The 16,371-nt window shown below is 64.4% G+C and carries 16 protein-coding genes, 1 other RNA gene and 1 pseudogene; 2 read left to right on the forward strand and 16 right to left on the reverse strand.

The window, feature by feature from the left end; all coding sequences use genetic code 11:
* Positions 1–108: 108 nt before the first annotated feature.
* Positions 109–600 carry a restriction endonuclease gene (locus tag ABW16_RS12145; RefSeq protein WP_157864239.1) on the reverse strand — a complete coding sequence of 164 codons (492 nt, stop codon included), beginning with the start codon at positions 598–600 and terminating at the stop codon, positions 109–111.
* A gap of 256 nt (positions 601–856) precedes the next feature.
* Between ABW16_RS12145 and ABW16_RS12150 the strand changes: the two genes are divergently transcribed.
* Positions 857–1,441 carry a recombinase family protein gene (locus tag ABW16_RS12150; protein WP_047319445.1) on the forward strand — a complete coding sequence of 195 codons (585 nt, stop codon included), beginning with the start codon at positions 857–859 and terminating at the stop codon, positions 1,439–1,441.
* Between the two features lie 207 nt (positions 1,442–1,648).
* A complete protein-coding gene (locus ABW16_RS12155) occupies positions 1,649–1,999 on the forward strand; it encodes a hypothetical protein (protein ID WP_047319446.1) in 351 nt (116 codons plus the stop codon).
* A gap of 6 nt (positions 2,000–2,005) precedes the next feature.
* On the opposite strand, the gene ABW16_RS26020 is transcribed toward ABW16_RS12155, so the two are convergent.
* From ABW16_RS26020 to ABW16_RS12225, 15 genes and pseudogenes are all read right to left on the reverse strand, one after another.
* Positions 2,006–3,616 carry a hypothetical protein gene (locus ABW16_RS26020; RefSeq protein WP_167344278.1) on the reverse strand — a complete coding sequence of 537 codons (1,611 nt, stop codon included), beginning with the start codon at positions 3,614–3,616 and terminating at the stop codon, positions 2,006–2,008.
* Positions 3,580–3,771 carry a helix-turn-helix transcriptional regulator gene (locus tag ABW16_RS24360; protein ID WP_047319448.1) on the reverse strand — a complete coding sequence of 64 codons (192 nt, stop codon included), beginning with the start codon at positions 3,769–3,771 and terminating at the stop codon, positions 3,580–3,582. The genes ABW16_RS26020 and ABW16_RS24360 overlap by 37 nt, the downstream gene beginning before the upstream one ends.
* A 346-nt stretch (positions 3,772–4,117) precedes the next feature.
* Positions 4,118–5,344, reverse strand: coding sequence for a tyrosine-type recombinase/integrase (locus ABW16_RS12170; RefSeq protein WP_052956877.1), 1,227 nt, complete (start codon positions 5,342–5,344; stop codon positions 4,118–4,120).
* An 84-nt stretch (positions 5,345–5,428) separates the two neighbouring features.
* Positions 5,429–5,816: RNase P RNA component class A (gene rnpB, locus ABW16_RS23890), an RNA gene on the reverse strand.
* A gap of 21 nt (positions 5,817–5,837) precedes the next feature.
* Positions 5,838–6,326: pseudogene (locus ABW16_RS12175) on the reverse strand (CAP domain-containing protein); the annotation flags it as partial.
* A gap of 13 nt (positions 6,327–6,339) precedes the next feature.
* Positions 6,340–6,780 (reverse strand): hypothetical protein, encoded by a 441-nt coding sequence (locus tag ABW16_RS26390; RefSeq protein ID WP_052956878.1) that lies wholly within the window; start codon positions 6,778–6,780, stop codon positions 6,340–6,342.
* A 65-nt stretch (positions 6,781–6,845) separates the two neighbouring features.
* Positions 6,846–7,352: a tetratricopeptide repeat protein gene (locus ABW16_RS12185; RefSeq protein ID WP_047319450.1), complete on the reverse strand. Its 507-nt coding sequence runs from the start codon at positions 7,350–7,352 to the stop codon at positions 6,846–6,848.
* Positions 7,319–8,755: an MCE family protein gene (locus ABW16_RS12190; protein ID WP_047319451.1), complete on the reverse strand. Its 1,437-nt coding sequence runs from the start codon at positions 8,753–8,755 to the stop codon at positions 7,319–7,321. The genes ABW16_RS12185 and ABW16_RS12190 overlap by 34 nt, the downstream gene beginning before the upstream one ends.
* A gap of 1 nt (position 8,756) precedes the next feature.
* Positions 8,757–9,875 carry a virulence factor Mce family protein gene (locus tag ABW16_RS12195; RefSeq protein ID WP_047319452.1) on the reverse strand — a complete coding sequence of 373 codons (1,119 nt, stop codon included), beginning with the start codon at positions 9,873–9,875 and terminating at the stop codon, positions 8,757–8,759.
* Positions 9,872–11,179 carry an MCE family protein gene (locus ABW16_RS12200; RefSeq protein WP_047319453.1) on the reverse strand — a complete coding sequence of 436 codons (1,308 nt, stop codon included), beginning with the start codon at positions 11,177–11,179 and terminating at the stop codon, positions 9,872–9,874. Before ABW16_RS12200 ends, ABW16_RS12195 begins: the two co-directional genes overlap by 4 nt.
* A gap of 1 nt (position 11,180) precedes the next feature.
* Positions 11,181–12,449 carry an MCE family protein gene (locus ABW16_RS12205; RefSeq protein WP_052956879.1) on the reverse strand — a complete coding sequence of 423 codons (1,269 nt, stop codon included), beginning with the start codon at positions 12,447–12,449 and terminating at the stop codon, positions 11,181–11,183.
* Positions 12,446–13,474, reverse strand: a complete 1,029-nt coding sequence (locus ABW16_RS12210; protein ID WP_047319454.1) for an MCE family protein — start codon at positions 13,472–13,474, stop codon at positions 12,446–12,448. Before ABW16_RS12210 ends, ABW16_RS12205 begins: the two co-directional genes overlap by 4 nt.
* The gene (locus tag ABW16_RS12215) at positions 13,471–14,748 is read right to left on the reverse strand and encodes an MCE family protein (RefSeq protein WP_052956880.1); all 1,278 of its coding nucleotides are present in this window, start codon (positions 14,746–14,748) and stop codon (positions 13,471–13,473) included. Before ABW16_RS12215 ends, ABW16_RS12210 begins: the two co-directional genes overlap by 4 nt.
* A 14-nt stretch (positions 14,749–14,762) precedes the next feature.
* Positions 14,763–15,566 (reverse strand): ABC transporter permease, encoded by an 804-nt coding sequence (locus ABW16_RS12220; RefSeq protein WP_047319455.1) that lies wholly within the window; start codon positions 15,564–15,566, stop codon positions 14,763–14,765.
* The gene (locus ABW16_RS12225; protein WP_047319456.1) at positions 15,563–16,327 is read right to left on the reverse strand and encodes an MlaE family ABC transporter permease; all 765 of its coding nucleotides are present in this window, start codon (positions 16,325–16,327) and stop codon (positions 15,563–15,565) included. Before ABW16_RS12225 ends, ABW16_RS12220 begins: the two co-directional genes overlap by 4 nt.
* Between the last annotated feature and the right edge of the window lie 44 nt (positions 16,328–16,371).

Below are 16,371 nucleotides of genomic sequence, written 5' to 3' on the forward strand. Positions count from 1 at the left end.
ACACGGCCCCAACCGGAGAACGCATAAGGAAGCTGGGCAGACCAGCGGATACCTTGCGCCCACCACCGGAAAACCAAAATCAAAACCGGTCAGACCGCCAGCCCCGGCTCATCGGTGGATCGAGGCTAAGAGAGACTCGTAGATACCCTTTGCCGTAAGGCATCTGAAGTGCGCGTCGTTGACTTCGATCAGCTTGGCCTGCTCCTGGCCAGGTCCGGTCAGACGCGGAATGGCAACGAAGAACCCTTGGAGATTAGCGTCGGTATAGCGCCCCATGACGAGCTTGCTGTGGAAGGTACCGAGCATGTGCGCAGGGACAGGACTGCTGTACGCCTTGCACTCCGCAATAGCAGGGTGATTGGTTAGCCCATGTTGTGCCGAGACATCCAGTTCGATGCCATTGGCCGTGGTGTTCAGCCGGTCGCGAGTCGGCTCGTTGTAACCGTAGGTGTTGAGAAGCGAAGCCACGAAGCTCTCGAACAAGGCGCCACGCTTATTGCGGGCCGCCTCATCGGATTCATCGCTAGCAAGTATTAGGACGTGCGGATCGACCACTGTTAGCGGTTGAACGTTCGGTGGAGGCATCTCGCCGTCTGTCATGCCACACATTGTGGCGAAAGGAACTACGGAGGGGTGGCATTGGGCGTTCCGTTGCTCGGGTGTCGCAAGGCAGCCCAAGGAACCGGGAGTTGCGCAGGGAGGGTGGTTTCGGACTATCTCATAACTAAAGAACTGAGACACTGGCACATGATGCTATTGCAGTTCCCGAAGTCTCACGTCACAGTGTCGCATAAGTTGCCTCAAAATAGCCGTTTCATATCTATCTGTTCTGCGACTTTTGAGATAGCATCGAATCATGCCCGTCGCCGCTACCCCCACCGGAACGATCCTCGGCTACATGAGAGTGAGCACCGGCCATCAAAGCCTTGATCCACAGGCTGATGCGCTCACTGCCGCAGGCGTGGACCCTGACCGGCTGTACAGCGACAAGCTGACTGGCACGAGCACTCGCGAGCAGCGCCCCGGTCTCGCAGCCCTGCTCGACTACGCCCGGCCTGGCGACACCATCACAGTGACCGGCATTGACCGTCTGGGCCGCAACGCCGCCGAAGTTATGGCAACGATCCGCGACCTAGGACAGCGCGACATCATCATCCGATCGCTACGCGAGGGCATCGACACCAGCAACGCCACCGGCCGAATGATCGCGGGCGTACTGGCGTCGCTGGCCGAACTCGAATTGGAGCTAGGCAAAGAACGTCGCTCCGCTGCCCGTGAGGCACGGCGCGTACGCGGTCAACACATCGGCCGACCCAAAGCGCTGGACACCGACAAGGCGGAGCTGGCGCGGCGGATGCGGGCCAGTGGGGAACCGGCGCCGGTCATCGCCAAAGCCCTCGGCGTCAGCAGGGCCACTGTTTATCGGGTGCTGGCCGACTAACCGGAAACCCCGTCGGGGACGGCAGGGCTATTGGGTGCCCCCCTGGGGGGTGACCCCCGAGAAGCCCAACTCCCGCCTCGAACAGCCAGCGCCGCTTTTCTCTCTGGGAATTTGGCGCTGCAATTACTCCGACCGACAGTTTGTACGTGCCGATTTCCGTGCTCATCAACACTGACGGAACCTACTGGAAGGGCTACTCTGACCGTTATGGCCGAGCACCAGCACATCCACCAGCACTATCATCACATTGAACCTAAGTCGGAGGTGCCGTTCTGGCAGGTCGCGGTCCTATACATCATCCTGCTAGCAGCGATTGCGGAAGTTGCCTTCTTCATCGCAGCCCTTAACCACGGGCAGGTTTTCTGGTTCTTCTTCGTCCATTTCATGCTGTTCGGGGTACCCGCCGGCATCTACTACGGCATCAAATACCTAGTCGGCCAAGCGAGGGACAGGGCTGACTACCGTCGCAAACTGGGCGACGACGCTCTCAAGCAGCACGACCAAGTGATGTCTGGTGACGATTCCGGTATCTACGGCAACTACCCGCCAGCCTGCTAGCGCCCGCTACGAAAATGGTGAGCTAGTGATCGACCAAGTAGTCCGACCATTGCCTTTTCGGCCAGCGACTGCTACAGCATGATGCTTGCTGGCATTGACGGCGATGTTGTTTCTGTTGTATCCAGCTGCCTCACCGGCCTTGAAAACATCAGATGACTCAACGATCGAGTGGCCGGCCGCCCGTAGCTCAGCGACATATTGATCAAGCCACTTTGCACATGACACCTTGTTGCGTTTGGAACCCGGCGGCATACGCGGCTCTGGGTCGGTGATGTTGCTAGGCGGGTCACCGTGACCGCCCTGGTCACCGTTGTTGACCTGCGAATATCGGGGGTGACCGCCCTGGTCACCGTGACCACTGAGCTTATAGCGCCAGCCAGATTGCTCGCCCCGTACTCTAGTTACCTGTCCATCGTCGATAAGCATTCCTATTGCTTGGTCGAACAGAGCGCGCTTCTCCGGTCTTCCCAGCCTGCGCCGGAGGTCACTGCCAGACTGTTCCCCGGTTCGTTCAAGCGCTCCGATAAGGCTGCTTTTGACGGTTTCTAGACGGTGCTCCTCGTAGTGCTCGTCGCGCGTAGCGCGGGTATATGCCTGGTCCCTTATCCTTGCTTTGTTGGCGATCTTGGCGTGATCGAGAAGCATCTGGCGGGTGGCGTCGGACACCTGCATAACCATCGCGGACAGGTTCCAGTCTTGCTCGGAGACAACCGAGCGCTGATGCATTACCGCCAAGAGTGCAGCGACCTTGCATCGAGTTAGCATCCAATGCCCGTCCAGCGCTTCGCCGTTGCCACGTTGGCGAGCTAGGTGTGCGGCGATGATCGTGTCAGCGACCTCGGACGGTCCATAGCCAATCTCCACCACCCCGTCGATTGCGGGCGTCCACGTCGGCATGCTGGTGTCCAGCGGGTCGGGGTCTGCGCTGCCCTTAGCGGGCATATCCGGGTCGGTAGTCGGAGCCCACAGAAATCGTTGCGGCAAGCCGCCAGTCGTGTCATTGAAAATGACGCCAGTGTGGCCCGGCTGTGCACCAATGGATAGGCATCCGCGATAGGAGTGGGCTGGGACATGGCGACTGTTGCCCTTCGTGGCGTTGGTAGAGCCCAATAGCTCGCCCATTGCAAAGGCCTTCATCGTGCCCAAGATGGTGGAGCCCTGGCGGATGGCACTCCCAGTGAGAATGTCGATTTCGGAACAGTTGAAGATCACGGGGGCGATAGGTTCACCGTCTCCGTCCGGTTTGGCTGACGGCATGAAGGTCGCCGCGAAACCCTCGCCCGATCCGATGGGCAACTCGGTGATCGATGTTGGCCAGGCGAGGCGACCGACCTGGTCACTGATTCCTTTGCCGCCGCCAGATGGTGACACGAAAGCACATAGCAGGTTCAGCGAGGCACGACCGCCGATCACAGCGGGCAACTGTACGTGTGGGCCGACGCTGGCGGCAACGCGAATTAGAACGGCAAAGAACACTGCCCATGGCGCAGCGTAGCGGGCTCGTGCCCATAGATAGATTTTTTGGAGCTGTTTGGACTCAGATCCGATAAAAAACTTCTCGGTCAGATTTGGGTCGATCATCAGGCGCCCATCCCGACGAACATCGATTCGAACCATGCTTCAATATCGGCGCGCCTCCAGACACGCCGCCGGCCAATCTTCGCAGATGCTGGAAGCTGGCCTAGCCGCTCCCAATAGCGAATTGTGTCAATGCTTCGCCCGCTGTACTCAGCTATACCAGCAGCGTCAATAAATACACCGTATTCGGACATATCTACCCCTTGTGGGCAGCACAATTAGACCCTTGTGCAGTTTGGGATACCGGCGCGATATTGCGCTACTGGACGCGGGTCGTATGTCCGACGATTTCTTTTGCTGCCTGCGTCCACTCGGCTGTAGCCAACAGTAGCAGTTGGTGGACGGCGCTCCCAAGCTTTTTAGGGTGACAATTTTGTCCATTGCTGGAATCGTCACCCAGACGCCTAGTACGCCCGCACCCCCGCGTATATCGAGGCCGCCAGGTCTTCAAAGCCATCGGGCTGCCGTGTGGCTATACACGTTCGTCGTGGTTGCGGCATTGCGGTGTCCCAACAGCTCGGATCTACGACTCAGGGCCGTTTACCTGAGCACTGAGTCGATCGCATCCCGCGTCCGGTCGTCTGAATCAGGCCATAGGTGCGAATAGGTATCCAACGTCTCTGAGGCCGACGCATGACCCAGGCGGGCCTGCACCGTCTTGACAGACTCCCCGTACCGGATCAGCAGGCTTGCGTAGTAGTGCCTCAAAGTATGTAGGCCGCTGCGCGGCGGTAGCTTCGCAACTTGCGCCGCCCTGGTCCAGTGGTAACCGAACGTCGAGCGAGGTATGGGTTTGCTTCCCCAGGTGAACACCAAGCCATCGTGTCCAGGCGGAAACTGTGTCAGATGTTCCTTGAGCGCCGCCACAATGACATCCGGTAACGGGATCGTTCGATAGCTCGCCCGCGTTTTCAGCGGCCCCAACTTCGGAGGATTCCCCCGGCCAAGTTGCTGGTCCACCTTCACTGTGCCGCTACGGTCGCCTGACTTCTCGGGCAGATACAGCCGGTCTACAACCAGGCCGAAGCACTCCCCTTGCCTCATCCCGGTACCAGCGGCGAACGTCGCCAACGCTTGCAGCTCAGTAGGCAACTCGCTCCGCACGATCTCGAATTGTTCAGTCGTCGGAGGCACAACCCTTTTAGGTTCCGCTTTCGGGAGCTTGGTGCCGTCGCACGGATTGGACGCAATGCACTTGTCGCGCACCGCATCCCTGAGTATGCCGAACACGATGCCGTGCACGACCGCGACACTCGACGGTGCCAGCGCAACGCCGGCAATCCAAGCCTGTATCTCGCTCGGGAGGATGGCAGATAGCGGGCGGTCACCAAGCACGGGATACGCGTGGAGCCGTAAGCGGCTCTCTACGTGTTCCGCTGAGCTGTCCCGATGAACCTGGCGCTTTCGCCACGCCTCCGCGTAGTCACGGAAGGTGACCTGACCCGCAGCGGGATCGATGTAGCTGCCGGTGTGCAAATCGGAACCAACTTGCTTCAGGTGCTTGTCGGCGTCAGCGCGCTTGTCATAGGACGCCGTGAGTTCCTTCCCCGTTGGATCGACCCATCGGACGCGCCAGCGCCTGCCCTTGCCATGGAGCTTGGTGCACACCACGCTGCCAGGAATTTTGAAGTGGGCGCGTTCGGTGCACCACAGCGGTCCGTCGGCGTTGTCAGCCGGATAGAACACCTGCTCACCCCTGCGGGGTGCCCGGTGCCACTGATCCTCTACGCCCGCCCGTTCGGAGCGTTTGATGGCCGGTGCGCTCATGGCTCGGATCGTACGCTGCCCTGCGTAGTCACTGCGTAGCAGCAAGGCTCAGCGGGAGCATACTGCCTGGTAAACGCAGGAGGGCGGACGAGCTGGCCTGTAAGCCGGATTCTGTTCCGCACCGCTTACGCGATGCGGCGGCGACCATCCATCTGGGCACACCGTCGCCGGGTACCTCAAGCGGCCTACCCGCAGATTCGGGCGAGCAACCCTCAAACACCTGCGCGACCGCACCGAAATGCGGCCTTCTTGGCCTTGCTTCGGGTGGGGTTTACCAAGCCGTCCCGGTCACCCGGAACGCTGGTGCGCTCTTACCGCACCGTTTCACCCTTACCACCTTGCGGTGGCGGTCTGTTTTCTGTGGCACTGTCCCGCGAGTCACCTCGGATTGCTGTTAGCAATCACCCTGCTCTGTGAAGTCCGGACTTTCCTCGACGCGCTGTACGCGCGCCGCGGCCGCCCGGCCAACTCGTCCGCGCTGATCACCGTACTACGCAGTGCCCCGCAATGCCGCACCGTAAACGGCGACCACCACGGATCGGTCGGGGCTGTTCTCCGACCACACGCCGATCGCGGTGTTGGCGCAGTCGGACATGATCGCGAAATCCGCGGGGTTGTAATACCACCGGTTGAGGATCTCGATGCCGCTGATGGCCACCGCAGGGTTGATCGCCACGGTTTCGGCCACCGTCCCCGGAAAGCCGGCGGCCTGCGCGCGGGTCTGCGGCGTGGAACCGTCGGACCCGAGGTCGCCGTCTAGATCGCGATGTCCCAGAACGTCTTTGGCGTGCCATTCGGCGGCAAGCACCAGCCGGGGATCCACCATCACCTTCTCGGCGCAGCCGGCCTGGTGGTGGATCGTGTAGACGTTGGTCACGACGCTGTCGTTGAGACGCGAGTTGTCGGCACCGGCGGCAGGCAGCGCCCCCGCGCCGGCAATCATGATCGCCAGCAGCGCCGCACGGCGCACATCAATTCCCATCTGGCACCTAGCCCTACACCGGGTCGAACTGCGAGACCAGCCATCGGCCACCGACTTTGTCCAAGGTGACCCGGACACTCGAGGCGGTCGTGGTGGGCGGCCCATTGCCGATCGTGGTCGCCTGGTCGACGAAGAGCAGCACCACCGCATGGCGCGCACTCGCGCTCACCGATGACGCCGCGGGCACCGTCACCACCGTCGAAATGTGCTGCTGTTTGGCACCGGGTGCGACGACTTCTTTGATCAGTTGGGTGTACTCGTCGCGGAAGGCGCCGGTCATGCCGTCGGCGGCCGCCGCCGACGCGCTGTCGACGGTCTCCGGGCGGTACGACAGCATCGCGATGGTGGCATCGGTCGCGGTCTGTACCGACTGCGCCGCTGCCTGCTGCGCCACCCGCGCCGAGACGTCCTGCCAACGGAAGTAGCCGGCCGCTATCGCAAGCGTCAGGACCACGCCCGGGAGCAGAGCTACTAACGCCAAGCGCCGCAGAACAGTTCTCGACACGGTGAAAGCCCCGCTCACTGAACGAACGCGATGTTGGACACTTTGGGGCCGTCGCCGGTGCGTTGCAGGCTGATTCGCATCCGCCAGCGGCGCGGCTCCGGTTGGACAGCCCCGGCAATCGTGGTGCGCACCGAGACCGCCAGCAACACGTCGGCCCGGTCGCCGTCCACCGATTCCAATCCGGCTTCGGTGACGGTGCCTTCCGACTCCGAGTGGGCCTGCTTGACGACGTCGACGAAGGGCCGGGATCGCTGGCTGAAGTCGTCGCGGAACTCCCCGGTCGTCGAATCGATGATGCGCTGCACATCGGCGTCGGCCTGCGCGTAGCTGATCGTCGTCAGGTTGATCGCCGCTTGGCGGGCCACCTGGACGTAGCTCTCACGCTGCTCCTGCGCCTGCTGGATGTGGTGGTCGCGGTAGCCGAGCCAGCCGACCGCACCGGCCAGCGCCACCACGGCCAGGATCGCGCCTGCGGCCACTCGGCGTTCTATTCGCCCGGGGGCAGCAACATCGTCTGCCATGTCTGCTCCTTCCGCTGGGGGGCCAGATCGGTTCGGGTGTATCGCTTGCCGTCCGGGCCGAGGTAGCTTCCGGTCTCCGGGTCGTAGGGAACGAAGGCGACCGGCGGCGCGGGCGCAGCCGGGCGCGGCGGATCCTGCGGCACGGCCTGACCGGACAAGGTGGCGTTGGGATCGCCCTTCCAGTTGTAGCCGTCGTTGAGCGGGATGAACGACTCGTCGCTCTCGCACATCTCGACCGTGGGCGCGCGTTTGGCGGGATTGTTCTCGCAGGGAATATTGCGCGCACCACGCACATTCAGGTCCGAGTCCTGCGGAACGCGGCAGTACAGCTCGCCGGCGGGCCGATCCGGGTAGTCGACGGCGCTGGGCATCCGCTGCTGGCGCGCCGGGAGGAATCCGGTGTTGCAGGGCGGCGGGTAGTTCATGTTGAGGTTGAAGTCCAGGTAGATGCCGCGATAGGGCGTGTTGAGGCCCGAGTCGGCCAGCGTGATCGCCGACATCACCGCGGTCCCCTGCGGAAACAGCACCAGCAGCTGCTCGATGCCCTGGTGGAACGTCACCGCGATCTCGCCGAGGCTGACCATGTTGGCCAGCAACACCGGCAGCGCCGGAGCCACCCGGCCCAGCAGCGCATTGGCTTCATCGAGTGCTGGGGCGCCGATGCTGAGCAGGCCCGCGAATGACCGGTCTTCGGCCTCGAGCTGGCCGGTGATCGATGCCAGCCGCTGCGCCCAGGCCGTGATCGAATCCGCGGTTTGCACTTGCGAATTCAGCACCGGTGGGGTCTGGTCGATCAACTGCGCGAAGGGTTGCGCGGCCTCGCCGCCTTCGATCGCCAGCGACGTCGATCCGGCGACGATGCGGGACAGTTCGGCGCCAAGCCCGCCCACCGCTTTGTCGGCCTCGTCGATGACGGTGCGCAGATCGTCGTGCGGGATCGCCAGCAGCGCACGGTTGGTGGCGTCGAGCAGGTTGGCGATGTCGGCCGGAATCCGCACCTTGTCCGCGGGAATCACGTCCCCGGCGCGCAGCATCCGCTGCTGGGCGGCGCCGGCGGTCGGGGTGAGCTCGATGAACTGCTCACCGATCGCCGAGCGGCTGTGCACCGCGGCCGTCACCTGCGCGGGCACCTTGATCGACGAGTTGAGTTTCAGCACCGCGCGCACCCCGTCGGCGTCGACGTCGATCGCGCTGACCCTGCCGATCTCGGTGCCGCGGTAGGTCACCACCGACGTCGGATACAGCCCGCCGGACGCCGGCAGTTCGACGGTCACGGTGTAGCGGCCGATGCCGAAAAGCGCTGGGACCTTGACGAAACCGAACGCCATCACCCCACCGGCGACGACGGTGACCGTCGCCAGGATCGCCAGCTGGGTCCAGACGGTGCGGGACAGCCGAAACACCTCAGTACCCCCCGAAGTGGTAGGGGGCGACCAGCGGGTTGCCTGCGGTGTACGGGCTGGGCATCTGGCCGACGGTTCTCCCCCACTGCATTTCCAGCTCGGTGAGGTCGCCTTCCCAGCGTGTTCCGGTGAACAGGCCGCTGTCGATCCGGCTCAAGGTCAGGTCGACGACCAGGCTGATGTTGGCGAAGTCGCCGCGGAACCAATTGGGGATGTTGCTCTTGACCCAGGGGTAGGTGGACAGGAAGTCGAGTCCCTGCGTCAGCGCCGGACCGGCGTCGGCCAGCGAGCGCAACACCGGGGCGATGTTGCGCAGGTTGGCCACCAGGGCCTCCCGGCTCTGGTTGACGGTGGAAACGGCGATGGCACTGAATTTTCCGAGTGCGTCGGCGGCGTCGGCGATCTTGGTGCGCTCCTCGGCCAGCACCGCCAGTGCCTGCGGGATCGTCGTCAGTGCCCGGTCGACGGTGCGGTTCTGCTGGGCGAACTGGCCGACGAGACCGTTCAGCTTCTCGGTGGCCGAGATGATGTCGTCGGTCTGATCGTTGAGCGCCGCGATGAAGGTGTCCAATTGCGTGAGCAGGCTGCGCATGTCGCTCTCGCGTCCCGCCAGCGCGCGAGCGAAGCTCTGGTTGATCTCCTGCAGCTGCGCCAGTCCGCCACCGTTGAGCAGCAGCGAGACCGATGCCAGGGTCTGCTCGGTGCTCGGATAGGTGGCGGCCCTCGACAGCGGGATGACCGCGCCGTCTTTCAGTTCGCCGCGCGGCGGCTCGTCGGTCGGAGGCGCCAACTCGATATGCATCGAGCCGAGCAGGCTGGTCTGACCGACTTTGGCGGTGCTGTTCGCCGGCAGGTGCACGCTGTTGTCGATGCGCATGGTCACCAGCGCGTGCCAGTCCTGGACCTCGATCTTGGTCACATTGCCCACGTTGACGTCGGCGACCCGCACCCGCGAGTTCTGCTGAATGACCACGACATCGGGCAACTGGGCCGAGATCGTGTAGGTGCCGTCGCCGCGTCCGGTGCCCGGCAGGCTCAGCGAGTTCAGACCCCGCCACTGGCAGCCGGTGACGCCGAACAGCGAGGCGATGCTCAACGCGATGACCACGAGCCGCTTCACGGGGCGCCCTCCGGTGGCGGCGACGGCAGCAGCAGGCCGGGCAGACCCAGCTCGGGGTCGACGGGTTGCGGAGCCGGTTCGGCCGGCTGTTGCGCAGCGCCCGGCCGAAGGCGCTCTTCGCTGTAGGTGATCTCGTTGGGCCGGGCCGCGGTACCGACGAACGGGTTGCCGCCGATCGGCAGAAAGTTGTACTGGCGGTTCTTGATGATCGGCGCCAGATACTGCACGCACAGCTTCGATGCCTGCAGTGAGTTCGCCCGGGCCAGGGCCTCGATTCCGCTGCAGATGAATTGGACGGTGTTGGCGAAGTTCCCAAGCGCCATCACGCCGGTGATCGCGCTCTGGGCCGGCTGGTAGATGTTCACGAAGTTCTGGAACACCGAGGGTGCGATGTGCAGGACCTGTTTGAGGTCGCCGCGGCTTTCGTTGAGTGCGGTGGTGACCGCCGTGAGGTGATCGACGGTGACGCCGAAGCCCTCCCGGTTTTCGCTGATGAAGCCGCGCAGGTCGTTGACCGCACCGTCGAGACCCGTCATCGCGTCGGCGAACTCGCGGGGCGAATTGTCCAGCACGGTGGTGATATCGGCGAGGTTGACGTTGAACGCCGCCAGCAGGTCACTGCTGGAGGTCAGCGCGGACACCAGCAGTTGCATGTTGCGGACCGTGCTGAAGATGTCGGTGCTGTGGTCGCCCAGCGCCGACATCGCCTGCGACAGTTTGATCACCGTCTCGCGGGCGGTGTCACCCTGGCCTCGAAGGTTGGCTGCCGCGGTGTTGACGAAGGCACCGACGGCACTGCGGCCGGCAGCGTCGGTCGGCTGCAGGGAATCGGTGAGCTTTTCCAGCTGCTGCCGAAAGTCGTCCCACTCGACCGGAACCGCCGTGCGGTCCTGGCCGATGCTGGCGCCGTTGGCCAGTTCGGGGCCGCCCGAGTACGCCGGGACGAGCTGGATCGCCCTGGCGCTGACCAACGACGGCGACAGGATCGCCGCCCTCACATCGGCGGGTACCTGGTATTGGGCGCCGACGGAGAAGGTCACCTTGGCAGTGTCCGGGAGCGGTTCGATGCGCTCGACGGTTCCGACGGCGACGCCCAGGATGCGGATTTCGTCGCCGGTGTAGAGCCCGTTGGTGTTGGCGAAGTAGGCGGTGTAGACGTGCTTACGCAGGCTCGCCCAGGGTGGCCCGGCCACCAGGAAGAGCGCGACGACAAGGCTCGACACCAGCAGGGCCGCGGTCGCCAGCCGCAGGAGTCGCGCGCGGCTGGACGGCAGGCTCCCACCGGCCACGGAGTGGGCGCTCATCTCAGCTCCCCCCGTCTACCGGCGGGCCGAGTGCGGGTGGGCCCGGGGGTGGTCCGCCCGGTGGCGGCGCCGGCAACGGCTCCCGGTAGGGATAGCGCGGATCTCCGGGCTTGCCGGTAATGGCGTCCGGCAAGGTCAGATTCGGCTCGCCACCCTGTCCGGTGCGGGGAAACGGCATCGGCAGTGGCGGGGTGCCCGGCTGGCCGACGGCCGGGTCGTTCAACTCCGAGGGCAGCAGCACATTGGGGTCCAGACCCAGATCTGAGAATGCGGCCTCGATGGCCGGCTGGGCCAGCTGGCCCGGAATCAGGTTCACCACCGACGCCTTGAAGAACGGCCCGGAACCCAGCACCTCGCCGAACGACATGGCGTAGCGGCGAAACAGGTAGAGCGTGCGCTGCAGGTCGGCTCGGCGGTTGTCAAGAATCTCCAGGACGCCGTTGAGCTTGTCCACCGCGGGCTTGAGTTGCTGGCGGTTGTCGTCGACCACGGCCGAGACCTGCCGCGACACCGCGGTCAGGTTGGTCATCAATGCGTCGACCGAATTGCGTTGCGATAACAACTCACTCAGCAGGGCGTTGCTGTTGGCGACGAGGCCGGCGATCTGCTCGCTGCGCCGGGCCAGCACGCCGGTGACGTTGTTGGCGTTGGCCAGCAGTTGACGCAGCGTGGCGTCGCGTTTGTCGAGGGTGTCCGAGAAGCGGGCCACTCCCTGCAGCGCCATCTTGAGGTCGGGTGGCGTGTCTTTGAAGGTCTCCGCCAAGGTGGTGAGCGCAGAGGACAATTGCGTGGTGTCCAGACCACTGATGACGGCGGTCAGATCTCCCAGGGCATCCGGCAGATCGTAGGGCGAGGTCGTGCGTTCGACCGGTATCGGACCGGTGAGGTGGCCGTCGCCGCGCGGCGTGAGTTCCAGGAATTTGTTGCCCAGCACCGTCTCGGTCTTGATCGCGGCTTCGGTCCGGTCGCCGAGCACGACGCCCTTGCGGACCGTGAACGTCACCCGGACCCGGTTGCCCTCCAGCCGGAGGCCGGCGACCCGGCCCACCTCAAGCCCCGACACCCGCACATCACTGTTGGGTTTGATGCCACCGGCCTCGGTGAAGTAAGCGGCGTAGTCGGATGTGCCCTTGATGAACGGCAGCCTGTCATAGCTGAACACCGCAACCACCAAAGCGACCAGCAGAAGTATGCCGGCGACGCCGACCGCCGGCCGGTTGCGTTCGGCGAGCGGTTTGATGGTGATCCGCGGCAGTTTCGGTCTCGTCATTTCGGGGCGCACCGTCCGGTCGTCTGGTTCATGATCTTGGAGTAGAGCGGTTGGCCGCCTTTGCCATTCACCTTGATCACCAGGTCACACATGTAGAAGCCGAAGTAGTCGCCATAGAGTCCGTTGCGCGCCAGAACCTGATAGGCGTCGGGCAGCGTCTTGACCAGATCATCGACATAGTCGCGGTCGGCCATCACCTGGCCGGCGGCCCGATCGGTTTGCGTCACGACGTCGCGGATGGGTTCGCGGGCCACGGTCAGCAAGTCGGCGACCGTACCGGCCGCGGCGTTGATATAGGCCACACCGTTGGTGAGGTCGGTTCGGCGATCTGCCAGCCCCTGGATCATGTGGGCCAGGGAATCCAGCCCGTGGCCGAACTCCTGGCCGCGGGTGCTGAAGGTGCCCAGCACGGTGTTGAGGTTGTTGATCACCTGGCCGATCAGTTCGTCGCGCCCGGCCAACGTGGTGGTCAATGTCGACGTCTGCGCCAACACCGAGGCGATGGTGCCGCCCTGGCCCTGAAACACCTTGAGCAGTTCTCCGCTGAGGGCGTTCACCTGGTCGGGGTCCAACGCACGGAACAGCGGCCGGAAACCTCCGATGAGGGCATCCACGTCGAGTGCGGGTTGGGTCCGTGTCAGCGGAATGGTCTGGCCCGGCTGCAGTGTGCGTACCGATCCCGGCCCCTGCTCCAACGACAGGTAGCGGTCGCCGATGAGGTTCTCGTAGCGCACCGCCGCTCGGGTGCCCTCGGTGAGCGTGAGGCCCCGGTCGATGGAGAAGTCGACCGTGACGGTGCCGTCCGGGTGCAACGCCATGTTCGTGACCTTGCCGATCTCGACACCGGCGATGCGAACGAAGTTGCCGCCCTTGAGACCCGACACGTTGGTGAACTCGGCCCGGTAGCCGGCCCGGGAGTCAAACCGGAACTGCCCGAACACCGTGACCAGGATGAAGATGAACACCAGGCACGTCACCGTGAACAGCACGACCCAGGTCAGGGTCTTACCGATGTTGCCTCTCATGGCGACTCCGGTCCTGGCGCGGGCGGCCCGGGATAGCGGATCCTTGGCGGTTCCGGCTCCGGCTTGGTCACCGGGAAGTAGTTGGCGAAGCCGGGGAAACCGATACCCGGGTTGGGCCGAACATCCAGGCCGGTGCCGAATCCGGTGTCGGTCACCAGATATTTCACCGGGAAGTTCTTGCTCACGTCGGGCAGTGAGCCGCAGCTGGGCCTGCCGCCGGGTCCGCCCCGGGCATTGACCAGAGGCAAGTTGTCCGGGTACCGATACGGATCGTCGCCGGCGAGCATCGCGGCGTCCATGATGACCGACCTGCCGTTGCCCCCCATGGCGTCTCGTCCGCCGTTCTCCAGGAACCATTGCGCACCCTGGAACAGGCAGGTGTAGGTCGGCGAGTACTCCTCGAGCAGGTCGGTGGTCGGCGCCATCAAGTTGAGCGCTTGAACCAGTCCGGGCTGGTTTCCGCCGATGGTGTCCACCCCGGTCGCGGAGAAGCCGACCGCGGCGAGCAGCAGCGCGTCGAGTTCGCCGGCCTGGCCGGACAAGGTCGCGCTGGTGGTGGACGCGGAGTCCAGGACGTTCAGGATGTTTTGTGCGGCAATGGAATAGATTCCGGTGGTCTGGCCGAACAGTTGCCAGTCGCGCTGCACGGTCGGCATCCGTGGGTTCACCGCTGTCAGTATCGTGTTGGCGCCGGTGATCGCCTGGCCGATGACGTCGCCCCTGCCCCGCACCGATTCGGCCACCGCCGACAGCACCGAATTGAGCTTGGCAGGGTCGATGGCGTGGACCACCGCCTGCAGGTTCTCAAACATCGTGTTGACTTCCACCGTCACGTTGCGTGAGCGCAGCACCGCGCCCGCCTGGAGCCGCTGGCCGCTGGGGCCGCTCGAAGGGATGACCAGATCGACGTACTTCGCGCCGAACGCGGTGCTGGACTTGATCTCGGCTTCGATGTTGCTCGGCAGGTATCCGAAGGGCCGCGGGTACATCTTCAGATTCAGCGTGGACAGTCGGTTCTGATCCGACCCCGGTTGGGTGCCAATGGATCTCACTTCGCCGATCTGAATGCCGCGCAGCTTTACCTTGGCCCCGTTCTCCATCACCAAGCCGGCTCGATCGGAGACCAGCGTCAGCGGGACGTATCGCCGGAATGCTCCGGAGAACAGCAGGGCGGTCATCGCGCACAGGGCCGCGATCACCACGACCAGGACGGGCGACCACCAGATCGGATCGATCCCGCCGTGGCGGGATCTGTTGCGGGTGCCGGCGCTCATTGACTCACCCGGCCTCACCCCGACAGGTGAAAGTTGCCGGACTGTCCGTACACGGACAGCGTGATGGTCAACAGCACAAACACCGTCGCGGTCACCGAGGTTCGCACGGCGCGGCCCACGGCCTCGCCGACTCCGGCCGGGCCACCGGTCGCGGTGAAACCGTAGTAGGTATGCACCACCATGACCGCGGTGGCCATCGACAGCGCGGCCAAAAACGACCACAGCAGGTCGGTGGGTTCTAAAAATGTGGAGAAGTAGTGGTCGTAGACGCCCCGCGACTGCCCGTAAATCACGGTCGTGCCGAAGCGGGTTGCCAAAAACGCCATCAGCACGGCGACGGTGTAGAGCGGTATCACCACCAGAACCCCGGCGACGATCCGGGTGGCGGCGAGGTAGGTGATCGACCGAATACCCATCGCTTCAAGCGCGTCGATCTCTTCGTTGATCCGCATCGAGCCGATCTGCGCGGTCGCACCGGCGCCGATGGTCGCCGCCAAGGCCACCCCGGCGGTGGCCGGGGCGATGAACCGGACGTTGAGGAAGGCACCCAGGAAACCGGTCAGGGCCTCAATTCCGACGTTGGACAAGGTGTTGTAGCCCTGCACGGCGATCAGCGCCCCGGTGGACAAGGTGAGGAAACCGACGATGACCACGGTGCCGCCGATGACTGCCAGCGCCCCGGCGCCCATTCCCATGACGGCGATCAACCGCAGCACCTCGCCGGGATAGCGGCGGACCGCATCCCCGACGGCGACCAGTGCGGCGCCGTAGAAGGCGGTCTGTTCGCCCAGCCGCCGGGTGGTCTCCGCGGCCGTCACGGCGCCACCTTCACACCGAAGGCGGTGGCCAGAATGTTGATCAGAAACAGTGCCATGAAAGCGAAGACGACGGTTTCGTTGACCGCGTTGCCCACAGCGGTCGGGCCGCCACCCACGGACAGGCCTTTGTAGCAGGCGATCAGCCCGGCGGACAGACCGAACAGCAGCGCCTTGGCCAGCGAAACCACCACCTGCGGCAGCCCGGTTAGCAGCGTCATGCCGGCGACGAAAGCACCGGGCGTGACGTGCTGCACGAACACCACGAATGCGTAGCTTCCGGTCAGGCCGACCACCGCGACCACCGAATAGAGCATTACCGCAACGAATGTCGCCGCGATCACGCGAGGAACCACGAGTGCCTCGACGGGGTTGACCCCGATCACCTTCATTGCGTCGATCTCCTCGCGGATGGTGCGGGCGCCCAGGTCAGCGCACATGGCGGTGGCGCCCGCGCCCGAGACGACGATGGCGGTGACCACCGGGCCCACCTGGGTGACCGCCGCCAGCGCCGCGCCCGCGCCGGACAGGTCGGAGGCGCCGATCTCCAGCAGCACGATGTTGAGGGTGAAGACGATGAGCACGGTGTAGGGAATCGACAGCATGATCGTCGGGACGATCGACACCCGGGCCACGAACCAGATCTGGTTGATCAGCTCGCGCCAGGCCCACGGTGGTCGCGCCATCGCCGCGAACGTCTCGCCGGCAAGCACGACGAAATCGCCGACGGCGACCGCGGGCTTGGACCAGGACGGCCCGCTCATCGCTGCCTGCCTGTGGTGTGCGCCAACGCGTCAGCCCGTTCGCG

It is taken from the genome of Mycolicibacter heraklionensis, from assembly GCF_001021505.1.
Classification (GTDB): Bacteria; Actinomycetota; Actinomycetes; order Mycobacteriales; family Mycobacteriaceae; genus Mycobacterium; species Mycobacterium heraklionense.

Bases quoted from the DNA above. Each gene is read 5' to 3' on its own strand.
- ABW16_RS12145 (WP_157864239.1), bottom strand. From the start codon at position 600: ATGACAGACGGCGAGATGCCTCCACCGAACGTTCAACCGCTAACAGTG.
- ABW16_RS12150 (WP_047319445.1), top strand. From the start codon at position 857: ATGCCCGTCGCCGCTACCCCCACCGGAACGATCCTCGGCTACATGAGA.
- ABW16_RS12155 (WP_047319446.1), top strand. From the start codon at position 1,649: ATGGCCGAGCACCAGCACATCCACCAGCACTATCATCACATTGAACCT.
- ABW16_RS26020 (WP_167344278.1), bottom strand. From the start codon at position 3,616: ATGGTTCGAATCGATGTTCGTCGGGATGGGCGCCTGATGATCGACCCA.
- ABW16_RS24360 (WP_047319448.1), bottom strand. From the start codon at position 3,771: ATGTCCGAATACGGTGTATTTATTGACGCTGCTGGTATAGCTGAGTAC.
- ABW16_RS12170 (WP_052956877.1), bottom strand. From the start codon at position 5,344: ATGAGCGCACCGGCCATCAAACGCTCCGAACGGGCGGGCGTAGAGGAT.
- ABW16_RS12185 (WP_047319450.1), bottom strand. From the start codon at position 7,352: ATGGCAGACGATGTTGCTGCCCCCGGGCGAATAGAACGCCGAGTGGCC.
- ABW16_RS12200 (WP_047319453.1), bottom strand. From the start codon at position 11,179: ATGAGCGCCCACTCCGTGGCCGGTGGGAGCCTGCCGTCCAGCCGCGCG.
- ABW16_RS12205 (WP_052956879.1), bottom strand. From the start codon at position 12,449: ATGACGAGACCGAAACTGCCGCGGATCACCATCAAACCGCTCGCCGAA.
- ABW16_RS12210 (WP_047319454.1), bottom strand. From the start codon at position 13,474: ATGAGAGGCAACATCGGTAAGACCCTGACCTGGGTCGTGCTGTTCACG.
- ABW16_RS12215 (WP_052956880.1), bottom strand. From the start codon at position 14,748: ATGAGCGCCGGCACCCGCAACAGATCCCGCCACGGCGGGATCGATCCG.
- ABW16_RS12225 (WP_047319456.1), bottom strand. From the start codon at position 16,327: ATGAGCGGGCCGTCCTGGTCCAAGCCCGCGGTCGCCGTCGGCGATTTC.